Source organism: Tateyamaria sp. Alg231-49 (assembly GCF_900143535.1).
GTDB lineage: Bacteria > Pseudomonadota > Alphaproteobacteria > Rhodobacterales > Rhodobacteraceae > Tateyamaria.
Genome location: NZ_FRFA01000020.1, coordinates 13,710 through 36,241 on the forward strand (window position 1 = coordinate 13,710; position 22,532 = coordinate 36,241).

Here is a 22,532-nt window from a genome sequence, read left to right on the forward strand (position 1 = left end):
ATCCCCGCCGGAGGCTCCCGTCATCTCAACCATCCTTCAATGCAGGTTATGTTGCGAGCCGGTGGACTCTTCGTCCATGATCCCGGCCCCTGTACGGAAACGATCCAGACGGTGTCGCACAGTGGTTTCATGTGGTGTGCCCGTCGCCAGCAGGTGTGCAAAAGTGTGTCCCGAAGCTGGGGTCGCCTTGAACCCGCCGTAGCACCAGCCTGTGTTTACGAACAAACCATCGATGTCGGTCTTGTCCATGATGAACGAACCATCCGGAGACATATCCATGATCCCACCCCAACTGCGCAGCATCCGCGCCTTGCCGATCTGGGGCATGAGGGTCATCGCGGCCTCGGTCACGTGTTCGACCAAAGGCAGGTTCCCACGCGCGGCATAGCTGGAATACATGTCCAGATCGCCGCCAAAGACGAGCCCGCCCTTATCTGACTGGCTGATATAGAAATGGCCCATGCCGTAGGTGACCACGTGATCGAGGCACGGCTTGAGCCCCTCGGTCACAAAGGCCTGCAACACATGAGACTCAATCGGCAGACGCATTCCAGCCATCGCCGCCACCTGAGACGAGCGTCCTGCGGCCACCATGCCGACCTTTTTGGCACGGATCGGACCGCGCGTGGTTTGCACGCCTTTGACCACGCCACCCTCGACATCGATGCCTGTCACTTCGCATTGCTGGATCAGGTCCACACCGCGATCCGATGCAGACCGGGCAAAGCCCCACGCCACCGCGTCATGGCGCGCTGTCCCGCCGCGTTTGTGGTAAAGCCCGCCAAAGATGGGAAAGCGGGTCTGCTCAAAATCGATCATCGGCAGCAGCTTTTTCACACCGGCTTCGTCCAGCATCTCGGCATCGTCACCCTGCCCGACCATCATGTTGCCACGCCGCACAAAGGCATCGCGCTGGCCGTCCGAGTGCACCAGATTGATGATGCCGCGCTGCGAATGCATGACGTTATAGTTCAGGTCCTCTTCCAGACCTTCCCACAGCTTGAGCGAGTGAGAGTAGAATTCGGAGTTGCCAGGGAGCATGTAGTTGGCGCGCACGATGGTGGTGTTGCGCCCGACATTGCCCCCGCCAAGATAGCCTTTTTCAAGCACCGCGACATTGGTCAGCCTATGCACTTTGGCCAGATAGTGTGCCGTGGCCAGACCATGTCCACCGCCCCCAATAAGGACAATATCGTATTCGGCTTTTGGTTCAGGGCTGCGCCAGTGCGGGCCCCATCCCTTGTTTCCTGTCAGCCCCTCGGCAAGGACTTTCAGTCCTGAAAAGCGCATGCGCACCTCCGCTCATGTCATGACCCTACACCATCAACATCCTTGCAGGTGTAGCAAGAGGGTGCGACCCAACCCTATAACTTTTCGACATGGTTCGGTCTGTCAGCGACTGTTTGATGCGCAGTGGGCGCCGGTTGAACGGGATCGCTAAAACAAGTTGATGCTCTGAACTGGTCACACACGATTTCATCATTGAAATTGGCCTAGCATCACCCCAAGAATTGAGCGATGACCAACCCAGCTCCTCCGCCAACCACGCTCAAGCTTGCGGCTATTCTGGCGGCTGATGTTGTGAGCTATTCTCGTATGATCGGACCGAATGGAGGAAGCCCGCAAAGCTTTGGCCCAATACCGCGCTCTTGAGCCGGACCGGACGATCAAGGTTTGGCAGGCCACAAACAATTGTGCCAACTCAAAGGGCGGCAAACGGTATTCTGAAGGGTTGCGCTTGGCTGGGTTACCCGAAGAGTGAGGCCGATCGATCAACCGGCCTCGTCCATGTTTAGAGCCCTTTGGCGCGGTAGCTGTCTGCGACCTTGCTGATGGCGACCAGATAGGCAGCCGTGCGCAAATCATCGACGTCCCCGCGTTCGTGCCAAACACTTGCCATCGACTGATAGGCCGTGCGCATCGTGTCATCGAGGCCTGAGCGGACCAGTTCCAATTCACCCGCACCGCGCAAGTACTTCGTTTTAAAGTTGGGGCTGAGCTCCCAACCGATGCCGCTGTCGGAACTCAGCCTTTCGAGTTCGTCGATGATCAGCTGGTGGCGGGCCTCTTCCTGACGGCGCTGCATCCGGCCAAAGCGGATGTGGGACAGGTTTTTGACCCACTCAAAGTATGACACGGTGACACCACCGGCGTTCGCATACATGTCCGGAATGATCACTGTGCCCTTGCCGCGCAAAATTTCATCCGCGCCCGCCGTCACTGGGCCATTGGCCGCCTCGATGATCAGTGGCGCCGTCACCCGTGCAGCGTTTGTACGATTGATGACTCCTTCAAGGGCCGCCGGGATCAGGATGTCGCAGTCCAGTTCGAGGACTGACGCGCCATCTTCTACATATGTGGCTCCGGGATAGGTGGCTACTCCGCCATGGCCGGCGATCCAATGGCGAATGGCATCCACGTCCAGGCCATTTGGATCAGTCAATGCGCCGTCCCTTTCGATGATGCCAACGATTTTGCAGCCATCTTCTTCGCTCAGGAACTTGGCCGCGTGATAGCCCACGTTGCCAAGGCCCTGCACGACAACCGATTTGCCATCCAGAGTGCCGGACATACCTGCTTTTTTCACTCCGTCGGCGTCACGAAAGAATTCTTGCAGCGCGTATTGCACACCGCGCCCCGTCGCTTCTGTCCGGCCTTGAATACCACCTGCGTTGGTTGGCTTGCCTGTAACGCAAGCGGTGCCGTTGATATCCGTGGTGTTCATCCGCTTGTACTGGTCCGCGATCCACGCCATCTCCCGCTCTCCGGTGCCCATATCGGGCGCAGGTACGTTTTGGGACGGGTTGATCAGGTCTCGTTTTATCAGCTCATAGGCAAAGCGGCGGGTGATCAGCTCCAACTCATTCTCGTCATATTCGCGCGGGTCGATGCACAGACCACCTTTTGAACCGCCAAACGGGGCCTCAACCAATGCGCATTTGTACGTCATCAGCGCAGCAAGCGCCTCAACCTCGTCCTGATTGACACCTGTTGCGTAGCGAATGCCGCCCTTGACCGGTTCCATGTGTTCGGAGTGCACAGAGCGGTATCCTGTGAACGTCTTTAACTCGCCCCTCAGGCGGACCCCAAAGCGCACAGTATAGGTGGCATTACAGACGCGTATCTTTTCCTCGAGTCCCGGGGACAAATCCATCAGCGCAACAGCGCGATTGTACATGATATCCACGCTTTCGCGAAATGTCGGCTCTTTTGGGGTGTTCATGGAAGTATTCCTTGTTTGAGCACAAAATGGCCAGAAATGCGGCCTACGATAAGACTATGACGGTTCCGCATGTTACTGCCAACTTTTTGTGCAGATTGTGTAAACACCCGCATAGGTTGGGCTGTTAGGCCAAAGGGTTAACACTTCGTAAACAATACCTTGCTGTCGACCCGATTGCGCACGATCGCATCTAAATGATCACACAGCTTTCGCCCTTTTGCCCGAATTCGGACACATTCAAAGCGCACACCGATAGTTGGACGAGCACGCCCGGGGGCGACAGATCGTATAACAGGTAAGGTGTATCATGCGTATGGACACGACTTCGAGATCAGCATCCATGGCCGCGCTTAAAGGCAGCGCCACACGGTTTGCGCGCGATGAGAGCGGTACGATGACGATGTTCGCCATCATGATGTTGATGATGATGCTTCTTGTCGGCGGCATCGGCGTCGACCTGATGCGCAACGAAATGGAACGCACACGGGTGCAAGCCACTGTCGATCGGGCCGTGCTGGCTGCTGCCGACCTCGATCAGACGCTGGACCCAGAAGCGGTCGTAAACGACTATTTCGAAAAGGCGGGGATGTCCGAATACCTGACATCTGTGACCGTTGATGAAGGACTGAACTACCGCACGGTGACGGTGCAAGCCAGAACCACAACACCCACCCAGTTCATGCGTTTGATGGGCGTCGACGAACTCACCGTGCCCGCCAAAGGCCAGGCCGAAGAAAAAGTTGCAAACGTCGAAATTTCAATGGTGTTGGACATATCGGGCTCGATGGGATCCAGCAGCAAAATGGAGAACCTGCAGGACGCAGCAAAGACGTTCGTCGATACCGTAATCCGTGACGAAACCGAAAACCTGATTTCCATGTCGTTGATCCCCTACACGGCACAAGTGAACGCTGGTTTCCCAATCTTTGACGAACTGCAGACCAACCATGTGCATGACTTTTCGTACTGTGTGGACTTTGAGATCGAAGACTTTAACTCGACCGCCCTCGATTTCGGCAAGGCCTACGAGCAAATGCAGCACTTTGAGGCAAGCTCTGGCTATTCATACCCGATCGACAACCCTGGTTGCCCCGAGCAGGATTTTGAAGAAATCCTAGCCTACACGCAGGATGCCGACCTGCTTAAGGGCCGGATCGACCAATATCGCGCGCGCGCGAACACCTCGATCCATCTGGGTATGAAATGGGGCGTCGCCCTGCTTGACCCCAGCTTCAAGCCAATCACACAGGCGTTGTCGCTGGACAATCGGATCGATGCGAACTTCTCGAACCGCCCGGCCGCCTACGACGATGTTGAAACACTCAAGACTGTCATTCTGATGACGGATGGTGAGAACGTTAATACAGTTCGCATCCAACCTTGGTACTACGCCCAGGCAAGCCACTATGTGCACTGGTCGCGCTACCCATTGTATTGGTACCTCAACAACTATGTTGGAGGCAGCTGGAGTAACTGGCGCTACACCAAATACACGTCTGCCCAAGCCGACGATATGCTGGAAAACATCTGTGATGCTGCCAAAGACCAAGGGATTGTTGTGTGGTCCATCGGCTTTGAGGTCACGAACCACTCCGCTGGCGTGATGGAAAACTGCGCCTCGTCCCCAAGCCACTTCTTCCGAGTGGAAGGTGTGGAGATCAGCGATGCCTTTGAATCCATCGCCAAACAAATCAACCAACTGAGGCTGACACAATGATCCGCAACGCCACAAAATTCCTGCGCCGCTTTGGGCGCAAGGAAGACGGGCAGATGATGGTCGAATTCGCCCTCGCCGTGCCCCTTCTCTTCACGCTCTTCATGACGTCGGTCGAAATGGGCATATATTCGCTGCGCCAGAACTTTCTGGACCGTGGGTTGGACATGGCCGTGCGCAATGTGCGCCTGAACACTGGGGCCAACTATACGCACAGCGACGTAAAACAGATGGTCTGTGACTTTGCTGGTTTCCTGACGGATTGCGACAACGCACTCAAGCTAGAGATGAACCCGATCAACCCACGTTCGTTCACTGGCTTTGCAGGCTCCGCCGATTGCGCGGATGTGTCCCAACCGGTCACACCATCCCGTTCGTTCGTACATGGTGCTGAACACCAGCTGATGCTGTTGCGCGCATGCTATGTATTCAAACCCGTCTTCCCAACCACGGGAATGGGCTACGCCTTTACCAAGGACGGAACCGGCCGCGCCCAAATGGTGTCGCTGTCCGGATTTGTACAGGAGCCAGGATAATGACCCTCATGCGCGACTTTTTTCGCTCGTTCCGTAAGGACGAACAGGGCAGCATCTCAGTCGAACTCGTATTGATCTTGCCCGTTCTGTTCTGGGGTTATCTGTCGATGTTCTCGATATTTGACGCCTATCGCCAACACTCGCTAAATCAAAAAGCGGCCTACACGCTCGGCGACGTTATCTCGCGCGAAACAGCCCCCATTGATGACGGGTATCTCGATGGATCTCGGGAAATGCTGGCCTACTTGACGGCAAACGAAGACACTGACGTGGCCTTGCGCGTCACCAGTGTGACCTATGACGCCGACACGGACGAGTACAAGAAATACTGGTCACAGAACAAAGGCTGGATGCCAGCGTTGAGCGACGACGCCATTCAGGCTTTGAGTGAGGATCTCCCGGTCATGCCTGACAATGAAACCGTTGTGGTTGTTGAGACGTTCGTGAATTACGACCCGCCATTCAACACAGGTCTGCAAACGCGCGAAATCCACAACTTTGTTTTCACGCGGCCGCGCTATGCACCACAAGTTCTGTGGGATGACGGATCATCCTAACTTACGGGTCAGTCTATACCGCGCTCAGCTAGCAGACTGGCTATAATCTCGGCCATAAATTTGGCCTCATGTGCCGGGGTCATGCCGCCGACCCCGATCCGCGAACCCAAAGACCACCAAAGCCCGGGGCGCCATGCTCTGGGCTTTTTATTGTCTAGTCGCAACAGGAAACCGTTTGACGGTTTAAAAGCGAACATACCACGATCCAGCCCCGTGACCTCGTCGATGCGCGCCAGAACCACGCCCATAGAGTCACGCAATTCTTCGCGCGTCAGTTCAAGGGTGACAGCCGTCGCACGCCGCATCAGTTCGGCAATCCAGATTGACCCGCCGCCCAGCACGAACAGGAACAGCTGCCAACCCAATTCAGGGGGTTGCACGATGGCGACATAGATCACCATCAAAGACAGTATCCACAACGAACCGATGCCTAAAATGCGCCGCCCGGGAGAGGCGGTTATGGTGGCAAGGACTGTGTTTGGGTCTTGATCGTTCAGCATCTGACGCACCTAGCCCGCGGTTTGCCTGCTCACAAGGGCTATCCTTGGCTCTGTCATCGCCGCACGATGACTTCGCCACCCACTTCTTCGGGCTCGTCATCGACCATTTCCGATGGAAAGCCCGGCGCGGTGACATCAAGGCCGGTCGCCTCTTCGAGCCGTTTGATGATGTTCGGCGACAATTCACGCGGTCCAAATCGCGCAATTCCATCCTGAAAGATTTCGATCAGCAGGGGGTTAAGCTCCAGCGGCACCCCGGCCCGGTCTGCCACGTCCTGAAACAGACCAATGTCTTTGGCCACCAGATCCATGGTGAAAGAAATGTCGCGGCTGCCGTTTAGGATCACCTGTCCTTCGGTTTCATGCACAAACGAAGTGCCCGAACTGATTGCCATCGCCTCATAGGCCACTCCAAGGTCCATGCCTGCGCCCTTGGCGACGGTCAGGGCCTCGGCCACGCTGACCAGATTGGCAGTGGCAAGGAAGTTCGTCAGCACTTTCAGCACCGACGCACTGCCCAAATCACCTGTGTGCAGCACGCGGCGACCCATGGTTGTCAGCAACGGTAGGATGCGTTCGAATGTGGGACGGTCACAGCCTGCAAAAATCGCGATGTTGCCGGTGTCTGCACGGTGACACCCGCCAGAAACAGGGCAATCGACCGCAGCCCCGCCTGCTGCGATGACTTGGGCAGCGATGCGTTTGACTTCAGCCTCGTCTGTCGTGGACATTTCCATCCAGATTTTCCCAGGACCAACATGAGGTAGCATTTCCTCCATCACTGCAGCCGACGCAGCTGGGCTGGGCAGGCAGGTGATGACTGCATCGCAGGTCTGCATCAGATGGGCCGGGCTTTGGCCGTCAGTGGCCCCATCCGCGACTTTTTGCGCGACGAAGTCCGCATTGAGGTCATGCACAGCAACGTCATGCCCGTTGCGCAGCAAGCTGCCCGACAGTTTACCACCAACGTTGCCGAGCCCGATAAATCCGATTTTCATGGGAGTGTTCCTTTGTGTCTTTTCGCCAGACAACTGAGACAGGCTTGCCTTGTCCGTTCTGTTTGCGACGCCGCTTAGGGACGTGGCGAAAAATTCTCGGAATAAAAGCGATACCAATTGCCGCCCATAATTCCTGACACGTCTTCTGCATCCATGCCAACGGCGCGCAGCCCGTCTTCAATGTTGCCAAAGTCACGGTTGTCGCGGAACCAATCTGGCTGTGGCGGAAAGCCCGGCGCACTGGCAGAGCCTTCGCCGTAGTCGATCTCTTTGCTCCATCGACCCACACGCATCCATTCAACGACGCTATCCGGTTGGTCTTGGCACAGGTCCGACCCGATCCCGATACGGTCAGTGCCGTAGGTTTCTGCCGTTCGCGCCACTGCTTCGCAAAAGCTTTGCAATGTGCAGCCTGACCCGTCCTTGAGGTGATGCGGGTAGAGGGAAAAGCCCAACATCCCGCCGTTTTCAGTAACCGCACGGATCACATCATCTCGCTTGTTACGCAACGCGGGATGCCAGTCGTTAGGGTTGGCGTGGGTGATCGCGATGGGCCGTTCCGAGATATCTGCCGCCTCAATGGTCGAGCGATCCGCCGAGTGGCTCATATCCACCACAAGCCCAACCCGGTTCATTTCCTTGATCACCTGACGACCCATACGGGTAATGCCTGTATCCTCTGCCTCATAACACCCGGTCGCCAGCAAAGACTGGTTGTTGTAGGTCAACTGCATAAACCGCGCACCCAATGTGTGTACGATTTCAACCAGCCCAATGTCGTCTTCAATTGGGCTGGGGTTTTGAAAGCCAAAGAAGATCGCTGTTTTTCCAGCCGCTTTGGCAGCGTCTATGTCGCTGGCCACCAGCCCTTTGGTGATCAGGTCAGGGTAGAGTTCAAACCAGCGGTTCCAAGCCTCAAAGTTCAGCACGGTTTCGCGGAAATTCTCGTGATAGGCGATGGTGGCATGAACCGCGTCGACAGCACCCTCGCGCATCTGACGAAATATCTTTTCCGACCAGTTGCAGTATTGCAGGTTGTCGATCCGCATTAGTCGTCTTTTTTCAGGTTCAGTGCTGACATCGCGCTTTTGCCCAGTTCGATCCCGGCAAACGGGCCGCCGTGGCGGTAATGCGACGGGTTTTGTGGATCAAGCGGGTCTGAATTCGCGTAAATCTCTTCGGCGAACTGTTCGGCATTGTCTTGAGGACGGTAGCCCAAATGCGCCGCACCTGTGTTGTCCACCGGTGCACGGTCATTGTCCGAGATGCCGTAGATGATTGAAAACCCTGTGATCGGCGTGTCGATGGCGCGTTTCACCAGGCGGATCATGTCGGGGTAGCTCAGCCAACTGCCCACTGCACGCGGGTTGGTGACATCTGCGCAGGAATAAATACGCAGGCAAACGGATTCGATCCCGCGCTTTTCCCAGTACATCCGGCCCAGATCTTCGGCAAAGCACTTGGCCAGCCCGTAGAAGGTGTCGGGGCGGTGCGGCACGTCGATGCCAATGTGTTCGTTCTTGGGATACATGCCAACCGCGTGGATCGACGACGCATAAACGACGCGGCGCACTCCGTGGCGATATGCGGCCTCCCAAACGTTATAGGCCCCGACAAAGTTCGGGCCGAGCAACTCTTCGAATGGTTTTTCATCGACGACGGCACCAAAATGAATGACCATATCGGCCCCTTCCAGAAGGGGGGCGACGGCGCCCATATCCGCGATGTCAGCTTTTACATAGGTCTCGTTGGCGGCCAGTTCTTCGACGCTGTCCACGATATCCGTCGATACCAACTCATCACACATCGCCGCCAAAACCGGACGCAGACGCGACCCAAGGCTGCCTGCGGCACCTGTCAGAACCAGTTTCTTCATTTGTACGCCCTTTTTCTCAGATCACTGCTTTTTCAAGGATCGGGCGGCTTTGCACAACCCGGTCATAGTGGAATGGTGTAAGGTCCAGCGTGCGATAGGCACCATGAGTCAACCATTCGGCAGTCCCTCGCCCCATCGCGGGTGACTGCTGTAGCCCATGCCCGGAGAAACCGTTCAGAAAGATGAAATTGCTTATTTCGGGATGAGGGCCAGTGATCGCGTTGTGGTCCAATGTGTTGGTGGCGTAGTGCCCGGCCCATTCACTGGTCACCTTGATCGCCTCAAACTGGGGGATGCGCGTGGCGAGGATCGGCCAGACGTGTGTTTCAAACAGGCTGTGATCCATCACAAAATCGTCCAGATCAACAGCAGGATCAACATCCGCGTGCCCACCGCATTGATAGGTACCACCACCATTCTCGCGTACATGCACACCGGAGGGATCAATTGTCAGCGGCAGGTCGCGGTCCAGCGGATTCTGGGCCGAGAATACCCAGCTGAACCGTTTGCGCGGTTCGACCGGAACGCTGATGCCCGCCATCTGAGCCGTCCGCGCGGCCCTTGGCCCCGAAGCGTTGACCACTTGCCCGCACGCGATGACTTCCCCACTGGCCAGCGTCACGCTGTCCACCCGGGTGCCTGCGGCGTTCACCGTTATATTGACGACTTCATTCTCAACATATTCCACGCCCTGCTCTCGCGCTTGCCTGCGCCACGAGTCAAAGATCGCAGCGCCATCAAAATACCCTTCATTTTGGGTGTTGATCGATCCCAGCACGATGTCATCGACGTTGTAGAAGGGATAGGCCGCCTTGATCTCATCCGGGGACAGCAATTGCGTCGGCGTGCCTGCGGCATGTTGCACCTTGGCATTGCTGCGCAAGGTGTCGGCGAAGGTGTCCGTGTCGGCCAGATACATATAGCCAAAATTGCGAATTTGGAGATCCGGCATGCGGTCATCCCCGCCCATGTGTTGGCGTGCGTTCTGAATGAACTCCGCTCCGAACTGGCTGATGCGCACATTGAGGTCGGTCGAAAACTGCTGGCGGATGCAACTGTTGGTGTGGGCGGTGGAGCAGTTGGCATAGCTCATGTCCCGCTCGATCACGAGAACAGAGCCGTCAAAGTCGGGCGTATTGGTCAAAAACCAAGCCGTGGATGAGCCCATCATCGCGCCACCGATAATGACGACATCATAAGAGTCTTGTTTGGGTGCTGCCATCTGCATCTGCCTGTCCAAGGTTTTGTTCGTCCTGCGCACCTTGAGGGTAAAAAGTATCGTACACCAGATGCGATTTTCAATGCGCCCAACAATCAGGCAGCATGCCCGAACTTACATCTTTTTGTGAGCAGCCCACAGCCAAATACAGCCCAAAATGACATGCCGCCGTTGGCAGCGCACGTCGTCTGTCGGACCGACGGTTGTGGCCAGTGACATGAAAATTGCAGTTGTCGAATCCGACCCGGCGCGTGCGCGCGAAATTATTGATGCGCTCACCGAAGACGGTTGGGAAGATGTCGTCGTCTTGGGCGATGTCATTGGGTTGGCACGCAAGCTGAGTGCGTTGAACCCTGACCTTGTTCTGATTGATCTGGCCAATCCCAGCCGCGACGCGCTTGAACAGATCAGCGTTGCGTCGGACGCGCAAAGCCGACCCGTGGCTATGTTTGTGGACCATTCTGATGACGAGATGACCCAAGCCGCCGTAACTGCGGGCCTGTCGGCATATGTGGTCGGCGCATTGCAACCTGAGCGGATAAGGCCAGTGCTGAAGACTGCCATCGCGCGGTTCAAGATGATGAGTCAGATGCGACTGGAACTGGAGGCCGCAAAACAGGCATTGGCCGACCGCAAAACGGTTGATCGCGCCAAGGGTATGATAATGCGCGCGCGTGGAATTGGTGAGGAAGAGGCATATGCCCTCTTGCGCAAAACGGCGATGTCCCAAAATCGCAAGGTAATTGATGTCGCCCAAGCCTTGCTGACGGCGTCGGACCTGCTGTCATGAGCACGACAGTTTTGAACTGCGGCTATGTCCCTCTGGTGGACAGCGCCCCGCTGATCGTCGCGCAAGAGTTGCGGTTTGCAGCGGATGAGGGGATCGAACTGAACCTGTTGCCGCAACCCTCTTGGGCGGCGCTGCGCGATTTACTGGCGCTGGGGCATCTGAATGTCGCGCATATGTTGTCGCCCATGCCGACGGCCATGTCTCTGGGCCTGAGCGGACCACCGGCGCAAGTAGACGCGCTGATGGTGCTGTCGGCCAACGGGACGGTGATCGGTGTGTCGTCGATGATGGCGGACGCAATGCGCGCCAAGGGGTGGCATGGCGGTTTTGACAATCCCGAGGCCACCGCTCCACCCATGCTCGCCGCGTTGAACCGGCCTTTGCGGGTGGGCGTTCCTTTTCCCTTTTCGATGCACCGATTGCTGTTTGAGTACTGGATCAGGCATTCAGGCGGGGCCTCGGACATGCAGATCATAACGACGCCACCACCCTTGATGGCGGACGCCGTTTCCTCAGGCGAGTTGGATGTGTTTTGCGTCGGAGAGCCGTGGGGTTCTGTAGCTGTCAACGCAGGTGTCGGCGAATTGATCCTGCCTGGCGTGGCTATCTGGGCGCAGGCACCAGAAAAGGTCCTCGCTGCCCGGCGCGTTTGGATCGATGACAATGCAGCTTCAGTATCCGGTCTGATGCGGGCCGTATCACGCGCGGCACGCTGGCTCGACCAGCCCGAAAACCGGGTGCTGGCCATCGAAATCCTTGAGCGCAGCGCGCACCTGAGCCTGCCTGTTTCCGCAGTGGAGCATGCTCTGACCGGCAGGTTTGCAACGCGCGCCGGTGGTCCGCCTGTGCACGTCCCCGACTTTGTACGGTTCTATGACCGTGCCACAAACTTCCCATGGCGCAGTCAGGCGGCGTGGATCGGAGAGCAGATCAGCCACCTTTCTGGCATCGACCGTTCTCACGCCATCGAAGTCGCCCAAAGTACGATGCGGCCCGATTCTTACCGTATGCATTTGGGGCCATTGGGCGTCGATATGCCGGGTGCATCGGCCAAAGTTGAGGGAGCGCTGGCGCATTCCACAGCCGTAGCGTCCACGAAGGGTCAGATGATTCTTGGGCCAGATGCTTTCTTTGACGGCAAAATCTATGATTTCACGCCTTTAGAGTGATGAATTTTTGAGCAAATGCTGCATTGCAGAATAAAATTTCGTTAAAACACCAAAACCTTGTTGTCCGCAAACTTTAGGGCACGCTACATTCAATCCAACGAAGCAAAGCTGCTTCTCACCGCCTCCACAGTAGGAGGCTCTTAAATCAAGAGCAAAGCCGCTCGACCCGGGTAACGCGTTCCTCCTCCCTCGCGTCCGGATCGGGCGGCTTTTTTCGTTTTTATCAAGGAAAAAACTATGCCACGACTACTGACTGCTGTTGGAACTGTTGCTGCCCTTTTGGGGTCGGTGGCACATGCCGAACTGCTTGATCTGGAAAAGGACGAGCTGACGTTTGGATTTATCAAACTGACGGATATGGCACCGCTCGCCATCGCATATGAGAACGGTTACTTCGAAGATGAGGGGTTGTTTGTTACCCTTGAGGCGCAAGCCAACTGGAAGGTTTTGCTGGACGGTGTCATCGACGGCCAGCTGGACGGCGCGCACATGCTGGCGGGACAACCACTGGCCGCGACCATCGGATACGGCACCAAAGCACATATCATCACGCCCTTCTCTATGGACCTGAATGGCAACGGCATCACCGTTTCCAATGAAATCTGGGAAGAGATGAAGCCACACGTGCCGCTGATGGATGATGGCCGTCCGCAGCATCCGATCAGTGCCGAAGCGCTGGCACCTGTGGTTGAAGATTACAAAGACCAAGGCCTACCCTTCAACATGGGCATGGTATTCCCTGTCTCTACACATAACTACGAAATCCGCTACTGGCTGGCTGCTGGTGGGCTTGAGCCCGGCTTTTACAGCCCCGAAGATGTGTCCGGTCAAATCGGCGCGGACGTCCTGTTGAGCGTGACCCCGCCCCCACAAATGCCAGCCACAATGGAAGCGGGCACAATTTATGGATACGCCGTGGGCGAGCCATGGAACCAGCAGGCCGTGTTCAAAGGCATCGGCGTGCCCGTTATCACCGACTATGACATGTGGAAGAACAACCCTGAGAAGGTGTTTGGCATCAACGCAGAGTTTGCCGAAGAGAACCCGAACACGACGCTTGCCATCACCAAAGCGCTGATCCGGGCTGCCATATGGCTGGATGAGAACGACAACGCCAACCGTGAGGAAGCTGTCGAAATCCTGTCCCGGTCGGAATATGTGGGCGCGGATTACGAAGTGATCGCAAATTCGATGACAGGCTTCTTTGAATTCGAAAAAGGCGACCGCCGCCCCGCCCCGGACTTCAACGTGTTCTTCCGCTACAACGCCACCTACCCGTTTTATTCGGACGCCATCTGGTACCTGACGCAGATGCGTCGCTGGGGTCAGATTGCTGAAGCGAAATCTGACCAGTGGTATTTCGACACGGCGGCCGAAGTGTACAAACCCACCATCTATCTGGAAGCCGCGCGCATGCTGGTAGACGAAGGTCTGGCCAACGAGGCGGACTTCCCCTGGAACAGCGATGGTTTCAAAGCGGCGACCCCTGCCGAGGATATCATCGACGGCATTGCCTATGACGGCAAAGCGCCCAACGCTTACCTCGAAAGCCTGCCGATCGGCCTGAAGGGAGAACAGAAGGTCGTCGGCAATAAAGTCGAAGGTTAGGCCAGAACAAAGGGAGGTGGGCAGCATGCCCACCTTGCGCCGCACCGCCGCAAAGCAACCCATCAAACCCGACGCACCGCGCGCGCACAACCTGTTCACTTGACGTGCAGCGCAGCATCGCCAGTTTTCCCGGCCTTCCCCCGCCGGACCGCGCCAGACATCAGAGCCAGGAGACACCTGACATGACCGCCATTGACCCATCCGACCTTAAGGACGACGCACGTGAGGTCCGCCGCCAGCGTTTCTTTACCCGCATCAATACGGCGGACAAATGGTTTCAGGTTCTGGGCTTAGCGTGGCTGACGCCAGTTCTGCGAGCCGCCGCTGGCGACAACCCGCGCGCCCAAGGCAAAGAGATTTGGCGTCTGCTTGGCATTCCGTTACTTGCCATCGGCCTGTTTCTGGCGGCCTGGGCTGCGCTGGCCCCGACGGTCCAGACATCTTTGGGCGCTATCCCCGGCCCTGTGCAGGTGTGGGAGCAGGTCGGCAACCTAAACGATGACGCCATTCGTGAACGCGAAAAAGAAGCAGCATTCTATGTCCGCCAGGATGAGCGCAATGCCAAGCTAATCGCTGAGGGGAAAGAGGACCGGGTCAAGGAACGCATCTATACCGGTAAGCCGACCTATTATGATCAAATCTGGACCTCGATTAAGACGGTATTCTTCGGCTTTCTTCTTGCGTCAGTCATCGCGATTCCACTGGGTATCGCGGCGGGCCTGAGCCCGATTGTGAGCGCGGCCATCAACCCGCTGATCCAGATTTTCAAACCCGTCTCACCACTGGCTTGGCTGCCGATCGTGACAATGGTTGTTTCTGCGACCTATGCGAGCGACGGCTGGTTCGCAAAATCGTTTCTCAACTCTGCCATCACGGTGACCTTGTGTTCGCTGTGGCCCACACTGATCAACACGACATTGGGTGTGTCGAGCATCGACAAAGACCTCGTCAGTGTCTCCAAAGTTCTGAAAATGAACACATGGACCAAGGTGACCAAACTGGTGCTGCCGTCGGCCCTGCCGCTAATCTTTACAGGCCTGCGTCTTTCCTTGGGTGTGGGTTGGATGGTTTTGATTGCCGCTGAGATGCTGGCGCAGAACCCCGGTCTGGGCAAATTCGTTTGGGACGAATTCCAGAACGGAAGTTCTCAAAGCCTCGCCAAGATCATGGTGGCTGTCTTTACCATCGGCATCATCGGCTTCCTCCTGGACCGTCTGATGTACGCCATCCAGTCCATGTTCACCTTCACGAACAACCGGTGACCGACATGATTGTTTTTGACAACGTTTCCAAATCTTACGGCTCGGGTACTCACCGCACGGACGTGCTGAAGAACATCAGCCTTAAGGTTCAGGAGGGTGAATTTCTTGTCCTGCTGGGTTTCTCAGGGTCAGGTAAGACCACGCTGATCAACCTGATGGCCGGACTGGATACGCCGACATCCGGAGCTGTGACCTTTAAGGGTGCCCCTGTCACCGGCCCCGGCCCTGAACGCGGCGTGATCTTTCAAAGCTATTCGCTGATGCCCTGGCTAACGGTAAACGGCAATGTGCGTCTGGCTGTGGACACAGTGCACGGTGGGTTGAGCAAGGCACAGCGCGCGGCAAAGGTTGATCACTATGTGAACATGGTTGGTCTGTCCCACGCTGCAACGCGCCGTCCAGCGGAACTGTCCGGTGGCATGCGTCAACGCGTTAACGTCGCCCGCGCCTTGGCCATGAACCCCGAAATGTTGCTGCTGGACGAGCCGTTGTCAGCCCTCGATGCCCTCACCCGCGCCAATCTTGCGGACGAGATCGAGCACATCTGGGAAGCGGACAAAAAGACCTGTGTGCTGATCACCAATGACGTCGATGAAGCTATTATTCTGGCCGACCGCATCATTGCGCTGAACCCGGACGGCACCTTGGGACAGGAATTCAAGGTTACGATCCCGCGCCCACGCGACCGGATGGAGATGAACCACAATGACGCCTTCAAGCGCCTGCGCGCGGATGTGACCAAATACCTGATGGATGTGGGGATTGAGGCCAAGATCGAAGGCAGCAAGATACTGCCCGATGTGACCCCGATCCACGGTGTGCCAAATGCCGTTGTTGATGCCCAAAAGGGCATGATCGAAAACCGGTTCCTCGATTTCTCGATGCTTCACAAGGTCTATCCGACCCCCAAGGGCCCACTGACCGTGGTTGAGGATTTCGATCTGAAGATCAACAAGGGCGAATTCATTTCGCTGATCGGCCACTCGGGCTGTGGTAAGTCCACCGTGCTGACAATGGCTGCTGGTCTGAACGAGATTTCAAAGGGTGCGATCAAGTTGGATGGCCGTCACGTGGAAGGCGCGGATCCGGAACGCGCCGTCGTGTTTCAATCGCCCAATTTGTTCCCATGGCTTTCGGCCCGCGAAAATGTGGCGATTGGGGTGGATAAGGTTTACCCCTCTGCCAGCCGGGCTGAGCGGCAGGATGTTGTCGATTACTACCTTGAGCGGGTGGGCTTGGCCGACGCCATGGACAAGCAGGCTGACAGCCTGTCCAACGGGATGAAACAGCGTGTCGGCATTGCCCGCGCTTTTGCTCTTTCGCCCAAGTTGCTGTTGCTCGATGAACCATTTGGGATGCTCGACAGCCTCACCCGCTGGGAGTTGCAAGAGGTGCTGATGGAGGTGTGGTCCCGCACCAAGGTCACTGCCATTTGCGTCACCCATGACGTAGACGAGGCGATTTTGCTGGCTGACCGCGTGGTGATGATGACCAACGGACCTCAAGCCACCATCGGCAAGATTGTGGACGTTGACCTGCCGCGCCCGCGCACGCGCAAGGCGCTGCTCGAGCACCCCGACTACTACAACTACCGGCAGGACGTGCTCGATTTCCTTGAGGAATACGAGCACGGGGCAAAACCCAAGTCTCCGACATCTGGTGGTAGTCCCAAATCCAAACCTTCAGCGATAGCAGCGGAGTAAGGTAAATGTCTCAGAACATCATCGTCATTGGCGCAGGTATGGCCACAGGCCGCGCGTTGGAGCACCTGTTTGACTCAGACGCAGACGTGAACGTGACCCTGTTCAATGCAGAGCCTCGCGGGAACTATAACCGCATCATGCTCTCTCCCGTTTTGGCAGGTGACAAGACATACCAAGAAATCGTGACCCACGACTCTGACTGGTACGCAGCCAATGGTGTAACCTGCCGCTTTGGCGAACGGGTCAAAGGAATTGACCGCACGGCCAAAACGGTAACTGCCGAGAACGGCGATGTGCTGCCCTACGACAAGCTGATCTTTGGCACGGGTTCAAACCCGTTCATGATCCCCCTGCCCGGGCACGATCTGGAAGGTGTTATTGCCTACCGCGATCTCGAAGACACCGAACGGATGATGGGCTTGGGTGCGGACAACAAGGTTGTCGTGATTGGCGGTGGTCTGCTGGGGCTAGAGGCCGCAGCAGGCATGGCCGCGCGCGGTGTCGACGTCACTGTCGTGCACATCATGGGCCACCTGATGGAGCGCCAGTTGGACGAGGCCGCAGGCTATTTGCTGCGCAAAGCGTTGGTGGACAAGGGCATCAAAGTGATGTGTCAGGCGAATTCCAGTGAGATCCTTGGCACAAACGGAAGGGTGCGCGCCTTGTTGCTGGATGATGGCACGGAATTGCCTTGCGATCTGCTCGTGATGGCCGTGGGCATTCGCCCGAACGTTGCATTGGCCAAAGAGGCTGGGTTGGCCGTCGGGCGCGGCATTCATGTCGATGACCAGATGGTGACCTCGGATGCTGATATTCTGGCCGTCGGGGAATGCGTCGAACATGAGGGCGCGATATTTGGCCTTGTCGCACCGCTCTATGATCAGGCGAAAGTCGCCGCACAGACCATTATGGGACAAGAGGCTGCGTTTGTTCAGAAAGAGTTGAGCACAAAGCTGAAGGTGACGGGGTGTGATCTGTTCAGTGCTGGAGATTTCGCCGATGGCGAGGGGCGCGAAGACATCGTGTTCCGTGATCCGGGGCGCGGCGTGTACCGCCGCCTTGTCATCGAAAACGACGTAGTTATCGGCGCGGTGATGTATGGCGACACGGCCGACAGCAATTGGTTCTTTGGCCTTATTCGCGACAAGACCGACATTTCGGACATGCGCGAAACACTGATCTTTGGCCCCGCCTATCAGGGGGGTGCCCCCCTGGACCCGTTAGCGGCCGTTGCAGCCTTACCGCGTGATGCGGAAATCTGTGGCTGTAACGGCATTTGCAAAGGAACGATTGAAGATGCGATTGCGGGCGGCGCAACAGATTTAGGGGCCGTACGCTCTGTAACCAAGGCGTCGGGGTCCTGTGGGACCTGTACGGGATTGGTCGAACAGGTACTGGCCGTCACTTTGGGCGACGCGTTCGTGATGCCAACCGCGCAACCCATCTGCGGCTGTTGCGATCTGTCCCACGAGGACGTGCGGCGGATGATCAAGTCGCAAGAGCTCAAGTCCATGGCTGCGGTCTGGCAGGAGTGCGCGTGGAAAACCGTTGATGGCTGCCATGTGTGTCGCCCCGCGCTCAACTACTATCTGATTGCGGACTGGCCGTTGGAATATCTGGACGACCCGCAATCGCGGTTCATAAACGAGCGCAAACACGCAAACATCCAGAAAGACGGTACTTTTTCCGTTGTTCCCCGGATGTGGGGCGGCATCACCACTCCGGATGAGCTGCGCGCGATCGCAGATGCGGCGGACAAGTTTAACGTGCCAACCGTCAAGGTCACTGGCGGTCAGCGCATCGACCTGTTGGGCGTGAAGGGCGAGGATTTGCCCGCCATCTGGTCTGATCTGAACAACGCTGGCATGGTGTCTGGTCACGCTTATTCCAAAGGTCTGCGCACGGTCAAAACCTGTGTGGGCACGGATCACTGCCGCTTTGGAACGCAGGATTCAACTGGCCTTGGTATCAAACTTGAAAAAGCGCTGTGGGGCGCGTGGACGCCGCACAAACTGAAACTGGGCGTGTCTGGCTGTCCGCGAAACTGTGCCGAAGCCACGTGCAAGGACATCGGTATCGTCTGTGTCGACAGTGGCTATCAGATCGGAATCGGTGGCGCAGCGGGCATGGATGTGCGCGAAGTCGAGCGCCTAATTGACGTGCCGACAGAAGAAGAAACCATCGCGGTCATCAAGGCGATGTCACAGCTTTATCGTGAGAACGCCAAGTATCTTGATCGCATCTACAAGTGGATGAACAAGGTGGGGCTCGAGTGGATACGAGAGCGTATTTCCGACCCCGAAGAGCGCGCGGCTTTGGTGGCACGGTTCGACCTGTCTCAGACCGTCTATCAAAAGGATCCATGGGCCGAACACGTTATCAAAAGAGCTGAAACTTATCAGCCGGTGGCGAACCTTACTCTGGAGGCCGCGGAATGAGTGACTGGATTGATATTGCTGCCCTTTCTGACATCCCTTTGCGGGGTGCACGGGTTGTCAAAACGCGTGCAGGTTGTGTTGCAGTGTTTCGCACCGCCTCTGATCAGGTCTTTGCACTGGACAACACCTGCCCCCACAAGGCCGGGCCGTTGGCGGAGGGCATTGTGCATGGATCTGCGGTGACCTGCCCGCTCCATAATTGGGTGATTTCGTTGGAAACGGGCCATGTTCAGGGCGCGGATGAGGGGGAGGTTGCCACCTACCCTGCCCGTGTCGAAGCCGGGCGCATCTTGTTGGATGCTACCCGTTTGCGCAGTGAGCGAGCGGCATGAGCACCTGCACAACCTGTCCATACTGCGGTGTAGGGTGTGGGGTGATCGCCTCGCCGGATGGCAAGATAAAGGGTGATCCAGATCACCCCGCGAACTATGGACGGCTGTGCTCCAAAGGTTCGGCGCTTGGTGAGACGATTGACCTTGATGGGCGCCTTTTGGCCCCTCGCATCGGTGGTGAAGATGTGGATTGGGACAGTGCGATCAAGCTGGTCGCGCACCGATTTTCCGACGCCATTCGCGATCACGGGCCTGACAGCGTCGCCTTTTATGTCTCGGGCCAACTGCTGACCGAAGACTACTATGTCGCCAACAAGCTGATGAAGGGTTATATTGGATCGGCAAATATTGACACGAATTCAAGGCTTTGCATGGCTTCCAGCGTTGCCGGACATAAGCGCGCGTTCGGAAGTGACACGGTGCCAGGCACATATGAGGATCTCGAAGAAGCGGACCTGATCGTACTGGTGGGGTCGAACCTTGTGTGGTGCCACCCCGTCTTGCATCAACGCATCGCAGCAGCCAAGGCCGCGCGGCCGAATATGCGTGTGGTCAACGTCGATCCGCGCCGGACCGCGACGACGCAACTGGCCGATCTCCACCTGCAGATCGCCCCGGACGGAGACATTGCGCTGTTCAATGGGTTGCTTGCGCACATCACCGCAGAGGGGCATGTCGATGCCGCTTACATCGACGACCACGTGAATGGGTTTGGCGCAGCAGTTGCCGCGGCCGAGAGCAGTGATCCCCGTGACAGCGGGCTAAGCGCGGATGCGTTGGCCCAGTTTTATACACTGTGGGCGGGCACCGAGAAAGTGGTTACCGTCTATTCGCAGGGTGTCAATCAGTCCGCCTGCGGGTCTGACAAAGTCAACGCAATCCTGAATTGTCATCTTGCAACCGGCCGCATCGGGCGGCCCGGCATGGGGCCGTTTTCAGTCACTGGCCAGCCCAACGCAATGGGTGGGCGTGAGGTGGGCGGGCTTGCCAACATGCTGGCCAATCATCTGGACATCGAAAATGCAGAGCATCGCGACACAGTGCAGGCGTTCTGGCGAAGCCCTACAATTTGTACGGCTCCGGGCTTGAAGGCTGTGGATCTGTTTCAGGCCTGCGCCGAGGGCAAGATCAAAGCCTTGTGGGTTATGTCCACCAACCCTGCAGCCAGCTTGCCGGATGCGGCTGGCGTGGCTGAAGCGATTGGGCATGTCCCATTTACTGTGGTGTCGGACATCATGGTGCGCACGGATACTTGCGATCTTGCGGACGTTCTGCTGCCCGCCGCAGGCTGGGGCGAAAAAAACGGCACCGTCACAAATTCTGAACGCCGCATCTCGCGCCAGCGCGCATTTCTGCCGGTGCCTGGCATGGTCCGTCCAGATTGGCAAATCATCTGCGATGTGGCCCGCAAGATGGGGTATGGCGCTGCCTTTGACTTTGACAGTCCTGCTGCTGTTTTTCGGGAATACGCCGCATTGTCAGCGACAGTGACGCAGTTTGGGCGTGATTTTGATATCAGTGGGTTGGCTGACATATCCGACGCGGATTATGCGTCTTTTGCGCCAGCACAGTGGCCCATTCCAAACCAAAAAAGCGCCGGTGGACGTTTTTTTGAAGATGGCGGGTTTTATCACCCTGACGGACGCGCGCGCATGCTGCCGATTTCAGCGCCTTTGGCCCATGTCGCCAACGGATTTCAGCTGAACACCGGGCGTATTCGCGACCAATGGCACACGATGACCCGGACCGGGAAATCCGCACGCCTTGGCGCTCATATGGCCGAGCCATATGTCGAAGTGCACCCCGATGATGCCAAAAACCTGGAAGTTGGCGCGACTGAATTGATCGAGATTGAAGCGGTTGGCCACCGCAGTCTGCTGCGCGCCCTTCCGACGGATCGGGTTTCCAAAGGCGCGCTGTTTGCCCCGATGCACTGGACTCGCCAGCGAAACGCGTCCGGTCCCGTAAATGCCGTGGTGCACACCCGCGTCGATCCGGTGTCAGGTCAGCCAGCCCTCAAATCAGGGCGCGTTTCGGCGCGCAGGTTTGATGCGGCTTGGTATGGATTTGTCGCTTCTGCGCACCCCGTCCACCAATACGGGGCCTATTGCGCCGTCGCCCGCACAGCCACGGGCTGGCAGGCAGAAGTAGCTGATGGGCGACCTCTCAACGATGCACTCGCGACATTCAAAGTCCTTACATCAGTGCAGGGCGGCGAAATCAGCGAAATGAACGACAGAACGGCGGGGCTTGTCCGTATCGCACATCGCGTTGAAGGCAAATTGAACGCGGTCATGTTCTGTGCGCCTGGCCCGGTCGCCGTGTCGAGGGCCCATGCCATCGCATTGATTGGGACTGAGGCTCAGGTGACGGACGCGCTGTCGGGGCGCGCGCGTGGCGCGGCCCTTGATCCCGGTGCAACCGTGTGCGCCTGCATGGGTGTTGGGCTAAATGACCTGCGCCGGGCTGTGGCGTCAGGGGCCACCAGTATTGACGCATTGAGTGCAGCAACAGGTGCAGGCACCAATTGCGGGGCCTGCCGCCCCGAGCTCGCCGGGCTTTTGCTGCCGGCCACAGACGCCATTGCCGCCGAGTAAAACAGGAGCT

The 22,532-nt window shown here is 57.2% G+C and carries 19 protein-coding genes; 12 read left to right on the plus strand and 7 right to left on the minus strand.

The window, feature by feature from the left end; translation table 11 throughout:
- Positions 1–36 precede the first annotated feature (36 nt).
- Positions 37–1,290, minus strand: coding sequence for a sarcosine oxidase subunit beta family protein (locus DHN60_RS19755; protein ID WP_108839041.1), 1,254 nt, complete (start codon positions 1,288–1,290; stop codon positions 37–39).
- 228 nt (positions 1,291–1,518) lie between these two features.
- Between DHN60_RS19755 and DHN60_RS22860 the strand changes: the two genes are divergently transcribed.
- Positions 1,519–1,653, plus strand: a complete 135-nt coding sequence (locus tag DHN60_RS22860; RefSeq protein WP_255415591.1) for a hypothetical protein — start codon at positions 1,519–1,521, stop codon at positions 1,651–1,653.
- Positions 1,654–1,792: 139 nt separating this feature from the next.
- Here the strand turns inward: DHN60_RS22860 and DHN60_RS19760 are convergent, their stop codons facing one another.
- Positions 1,793–3,223: a Glu/Leu/Phe/Val dehydrogenase gene (locus tag DHN60_RS19760; protein WP_108839042.1), complete on the minus strand. Its 1,431-nt coding sequence runs from the start codon at positions 3,221–3,223 to the stop codon at positions 1,793–1,795.
- A 340-nt stretch (positions 3,224–3,563) separates the two neighbouring features.
- On the opposite strand from DHN60_RS19760, the gene DHN60_RS19765 reads away from it, so the two are divergent.
- Genes DHN60_RS19765 through DHN60_RS19775 form a run of 3 tightly spaced genes read left to right on the plus strand, consistent with a single transcriptional unit; the run spans position 3,564 to position 6,030 of the window.
- Positions 3,564–4,940, plus strand: a complete 1,377-nt coding sequence (locus DHN60_RS19765) for a TadE/TadG family type IV pilus assembly protein (protein ID WP_234423720.1) — start codon at positions 3,564–3,566, stop codon at positions 4,938–4,940.
- The gene (locus DHN60_RS19770) at positions 4,937–5,473 is read left to right on the plus strand and encodes a TadE/TadG family type IV pilus assembly protein (protein WP_108839044.1); all 537 of its coding nucleotides are present in this window, start codon (positions 4,937–4,939) and stop codon (positions 5,471–5,473) included. Before DHN60_RS19765 ends, DHN60_RS19770 begins: the two co-directional genes overlap by 4 nt.
- Positions 5,473–6,030, plus strand: a complete 558-nt coding sequence (locus DHN60_RS19775; RefSeq protein ID WP_108839045.1) for a TadE/TadG family type IV pilus assembly protein — start codon at positions 5,473–5,475, stop codon at positions 6,028–6,030. Before DHN60_RS19770 ends, DHN60_RS19775 begins: the two co-directional genes overlap by 1 nt.
- A gap of 8 nt (positions 6,031–6,038) precedes the next feature.
- Here DHN60_RS19775 and DHN60_RS19780 read toward each other — a convergent pair whose 3' ends face one another.
- From DHN60_RS19780 to DHN60_RS19800, 5 genes are all read right to left on the minus strand, one after another.
- Complete coding sequence (locus DHN60_RS19780; RefSeq protein WP_108839046.1) at positions 6,039–6,530, minus strand: hypothetical protein; 492 nt, start codon at positions 6,528–6,530, stop codon at positions 6,039–6,041.
- A 53-nt stretch (positions 6,531–6,583) separates the two neighbouring features.
- Complete coding sequence (locus DHN60_RS19785; protein ID WP_108839047.1) at positions 6,584–7,528, minus strand: NAD(P)-dependent oxidoreductase; 945 nt, start codon at positions 7,526–7,528, stop codon at positions 6,584–6,586.
- A 74-nt stretch (positions 7,529–7,602) separates the two neighbouring features.
- Positions 7,603–8,577 (minus strand): membrane dipeptidase, encoded by a 975-nt coding sequence (locus DHN60_RS19790; RefSeq protein ID WP_108839048.1) that lies wholly within the window; start codon positions 8,575–8,577, stop codon positions 7,603–7,605.
- The gene (locus DHN60_RS19795) at positions 8,577–9,404 is read right to left on the minus strand and encodes an NAD(P)-dependent oxidoreductase (protein ID WP_108839049.1); all 828 of its coding nucleotides are present in this window, start codon (positions 9,402–9,404) and stop codon (positions 8,577–8,579) included. Before DHN60_RS19795 ends, DHN60_RS19790 begins: the two co-directional genes overlap by 1 nt.
- A gap of 16 nt (positions 9,405–9,420) precedes the next feature.
- The gene (locus DHN60_RS19800) at positions 9,421–10,626 is read right to left on the minus strand and encodes an FAD-binding oxidoreductase (protein ID WP_199913706.1); all 1,206 of its coding nucleotides are present in this window, start codon (positions 10,624–10,626) and stop codon (positions 9,421–9,423) included.
- Positions 10,627–10,828: 202 nt separating this feature from the next.
- On the opposite strand from DHN60_RS19800, the gene DHN60_RS19805 reads away from it, so the two are divergent.
- The 8 genes from DHN60_RS19805 (at position 10,829) to DHN60_RS19840 (ending at position 22,522) form a co-directional block, all read left to right on the plus strand.
- Positions 10,829–11,413 (plus strand): ANTAR domain-containing response regulator, encoded by a 585-nt coding sequence (locus DHN60_RS19805; RefSeq protein WP_108839077.1) that lies wholly within the window; start codon positions 10,829–10,831, stop codon positions 11,411–11,413.
- Positions 11,410–12,582: a CmpA/NrtA family ABC transporter substrate-binding protein gene (locus DHN60_RS19810; RefSeq protein ID WP_108839051.1), complete on the plus strand. Its 1,173-nt coding sequence runs from the start codon at positions 11,410–11,412 to the stop codon at positions 12,580–12,582. The genes DHN60_RS19805 and DHN60_RS19810 overlap by 4 nt, the downstream gene beginning before the upstream one ends.
- Before the next feature lie 237 nt (positions 12,583–12,819).
- Positions 12,820–14,190 (plus strand): CmpA/NrtA family ABC transporter substrate-binding protein, encoded by a 1,371-nt coding sequence (locus DHN60_RS19815; RefSeq protein WP_108839052.1) that lies wholly within the window; start codon positions 12,820–12,822, stop codon positions 14,188–14,190.
- A 182-nt stretch (positions 14,191–14,372) separates the two neighbouring features.
- Positions 14,373–15,452, plus strand: coding sequence for an ABC transporter permease (locus DHN60_RS19820; RefSeq protein WP_108839078.1), 1,080 nt, complete (start codon positions 14,373–14,375; stop codon positions 15,450–15,452).
- Positions 15,453–15,457: 5 nt separating this feature from the next.
- On the plus strand, positions 15,458–17,155 hold the full coding sequence (locus DHN60_RS19825) for an ABC transporter ATP-binding protein (RefSeq protein ID WP_199913707.1): 1,698 nt from the start codon (positions 15,458–15,460) through the stop codon (positions 17,153–17,155).
- A gap of 5 nt (positions 17,156–17,160) precedes the next feature.
- Positions 17,161–19,593 (plus strand): nitrite reductase large subunit NirB, encoded by a 2,433-nt coding sequence (nirB, locus tag DHN60_RS19830; RefSeq protein ID WP_108839054.1) that lies wholly within the window; start codon positions 17,161–17,163, stop codon positions 19,591–19,593.
- The gene (gene nirD / locus DHN60_RS19835) at positions 19,590–19,925 is read left to right on the plus strand and encodes a nitrite reductase small subunit NirD (protein ID WP_108839055.1); all 336 of its coding nucleotides are present in this window, start codon (positions 19,590–19,592) and stop codon (positions 19,923–19,925) included. The genes nirB and nirD overlap by 4 nt, the downstream gene beginning before the upstream one ends.
- Entirely contained in the window at positions 19,922–22,522 is a 2,601-nt protein-coding gene (locus tag DHN60_RS19840) for a nitrate reductase (protein ID WP_108839056.1), read from the plus strand. The genes nirD and DHN60_RS19840 overlap by 4 nt, the downstream gene beginning before the upstream one ends.
- The last annotated feature ends 10 nt before the right edge of the window (positions 22,523–22,532 follow it).

Coding starts and splice junctions, on each gene's coding strand:
- DHN60_RS19755 (WP_108839041.1), bottom strand. CDS start 1,290: ATGCGCTTTTCAGGACTGAAAGTCCTTGCCGAGGGGCTGACAGGAAAC.
- DHN60_RS22860 (WP_255415591.1), top strand. CDS start 1,519: ATGACCAACCCAGCTCCTCCGCCAACCACGCTCAAGCTTGCGGCTATT.
- DHN60_RS19760 (WP_108839042.1), bottom strand. CDS start 3,223: ATGAACACCCCAAAAGAGCCGACATTTCGCGAAAGCGTGGATATCATG.
- DHN60_RS19765 (WP_234423720.1), top strand. CDS start 3,564: ATGGCCGCGCTTAAAGGCAGCGCCACACGGTTTGCGCGCGATGAGAGC.
- DHN60_RS19770 (WP_108839044.1), top strand. CDS start 4,937: ATGATCCGCAACGCCACAAAATTCCTGCGCCGCTTTGGGCGCAAGGAA.
- DHN60_RS19775 (WP_108839045.1), top strand. CDS start 5,473: ATGACCCTCATGCGCGACTTTTTTCGCTCGTTCCGTAAGGACGAACAG.
- DHN60_RS19780 (WP_108839046.1), bottom strand. CDS start 6,530: ATGCTGAACGATCAAGACCCAAACACAGTCCTTGCCACCATAACCGCC.
- DHN60_RS19785 (WP_108839047.1), bottom strand. CDS start 7,528: ATGAAAATCGGATTTATCGGGCTCGGCAACGTTGGTGGTAAACTGTCG.
- DHN60_RS19790 (WP_108839048.1), bottom strand. CDS start 8,577: ATGCGGATCGACAACCTGCAATACTGCAACTGGTCGGAAAAGATATTT.
- DHN60_RS19795 (WP_108839049.1), bottom strand. CDS start 9,404: ATGAAGAAACTGGTTCTGACAGGTGCCGCAGGCAGCCTTGGGTCGCGT.
- DHN60_RS19800 (WP_199913706.1), bottom strand. CDS start 10,626: ATGGCAGCACCCAAACAAGACTCTTATGATGTCGTCATTATCGGTGGC.
- DHN60_RS19810 (WP_108839051.1), top strand. CDS start 11,410: ATGAGCACGACAGTTTTGAACTGCGGCTATGTCCCTCTGGTGGACAGC.
- DHN60_RS19815 (WP_108839052.1), top strand. CDS start 12,820: ATGCCACGACTACTGACTGCTGTTGGAACTGTTGCTGCCCTTTTGGGG.
- DHN60_RS19820 (WP_108839078.1), top strand. CDS start 14,373: ATGACCGCCATTGACCCATCCGACCTTAAGGACGACGCACGTGAGGTC.
- DHN60_RS19825 (WP_199913707.1), top strand. CDS start 15,458: ATGATTGTTTTTGACAACGTTTCCAAATCTTACGGCTCGGGTACTCAC.
- nirB (WP_108839054.1), top strand. CDS start 17,161: ATGTCTCAGAACATCATCGTCATTGGCGCAGGTATGGCCACAGGCCGC.
- nirD (WP_108839055.1), top strand. CDS start 19,590: ATGAGTGACTGGATTGATATTGCTGCCCTTTCTGACATCCCTTTGCGG.
- DHN60_RS19840 (WP_108839056.1), top strand. CDS start 19,922: ATGAGCACCTGCACAACCTGTCCATACTGCGGTGTAGGGTGTGGGGTG.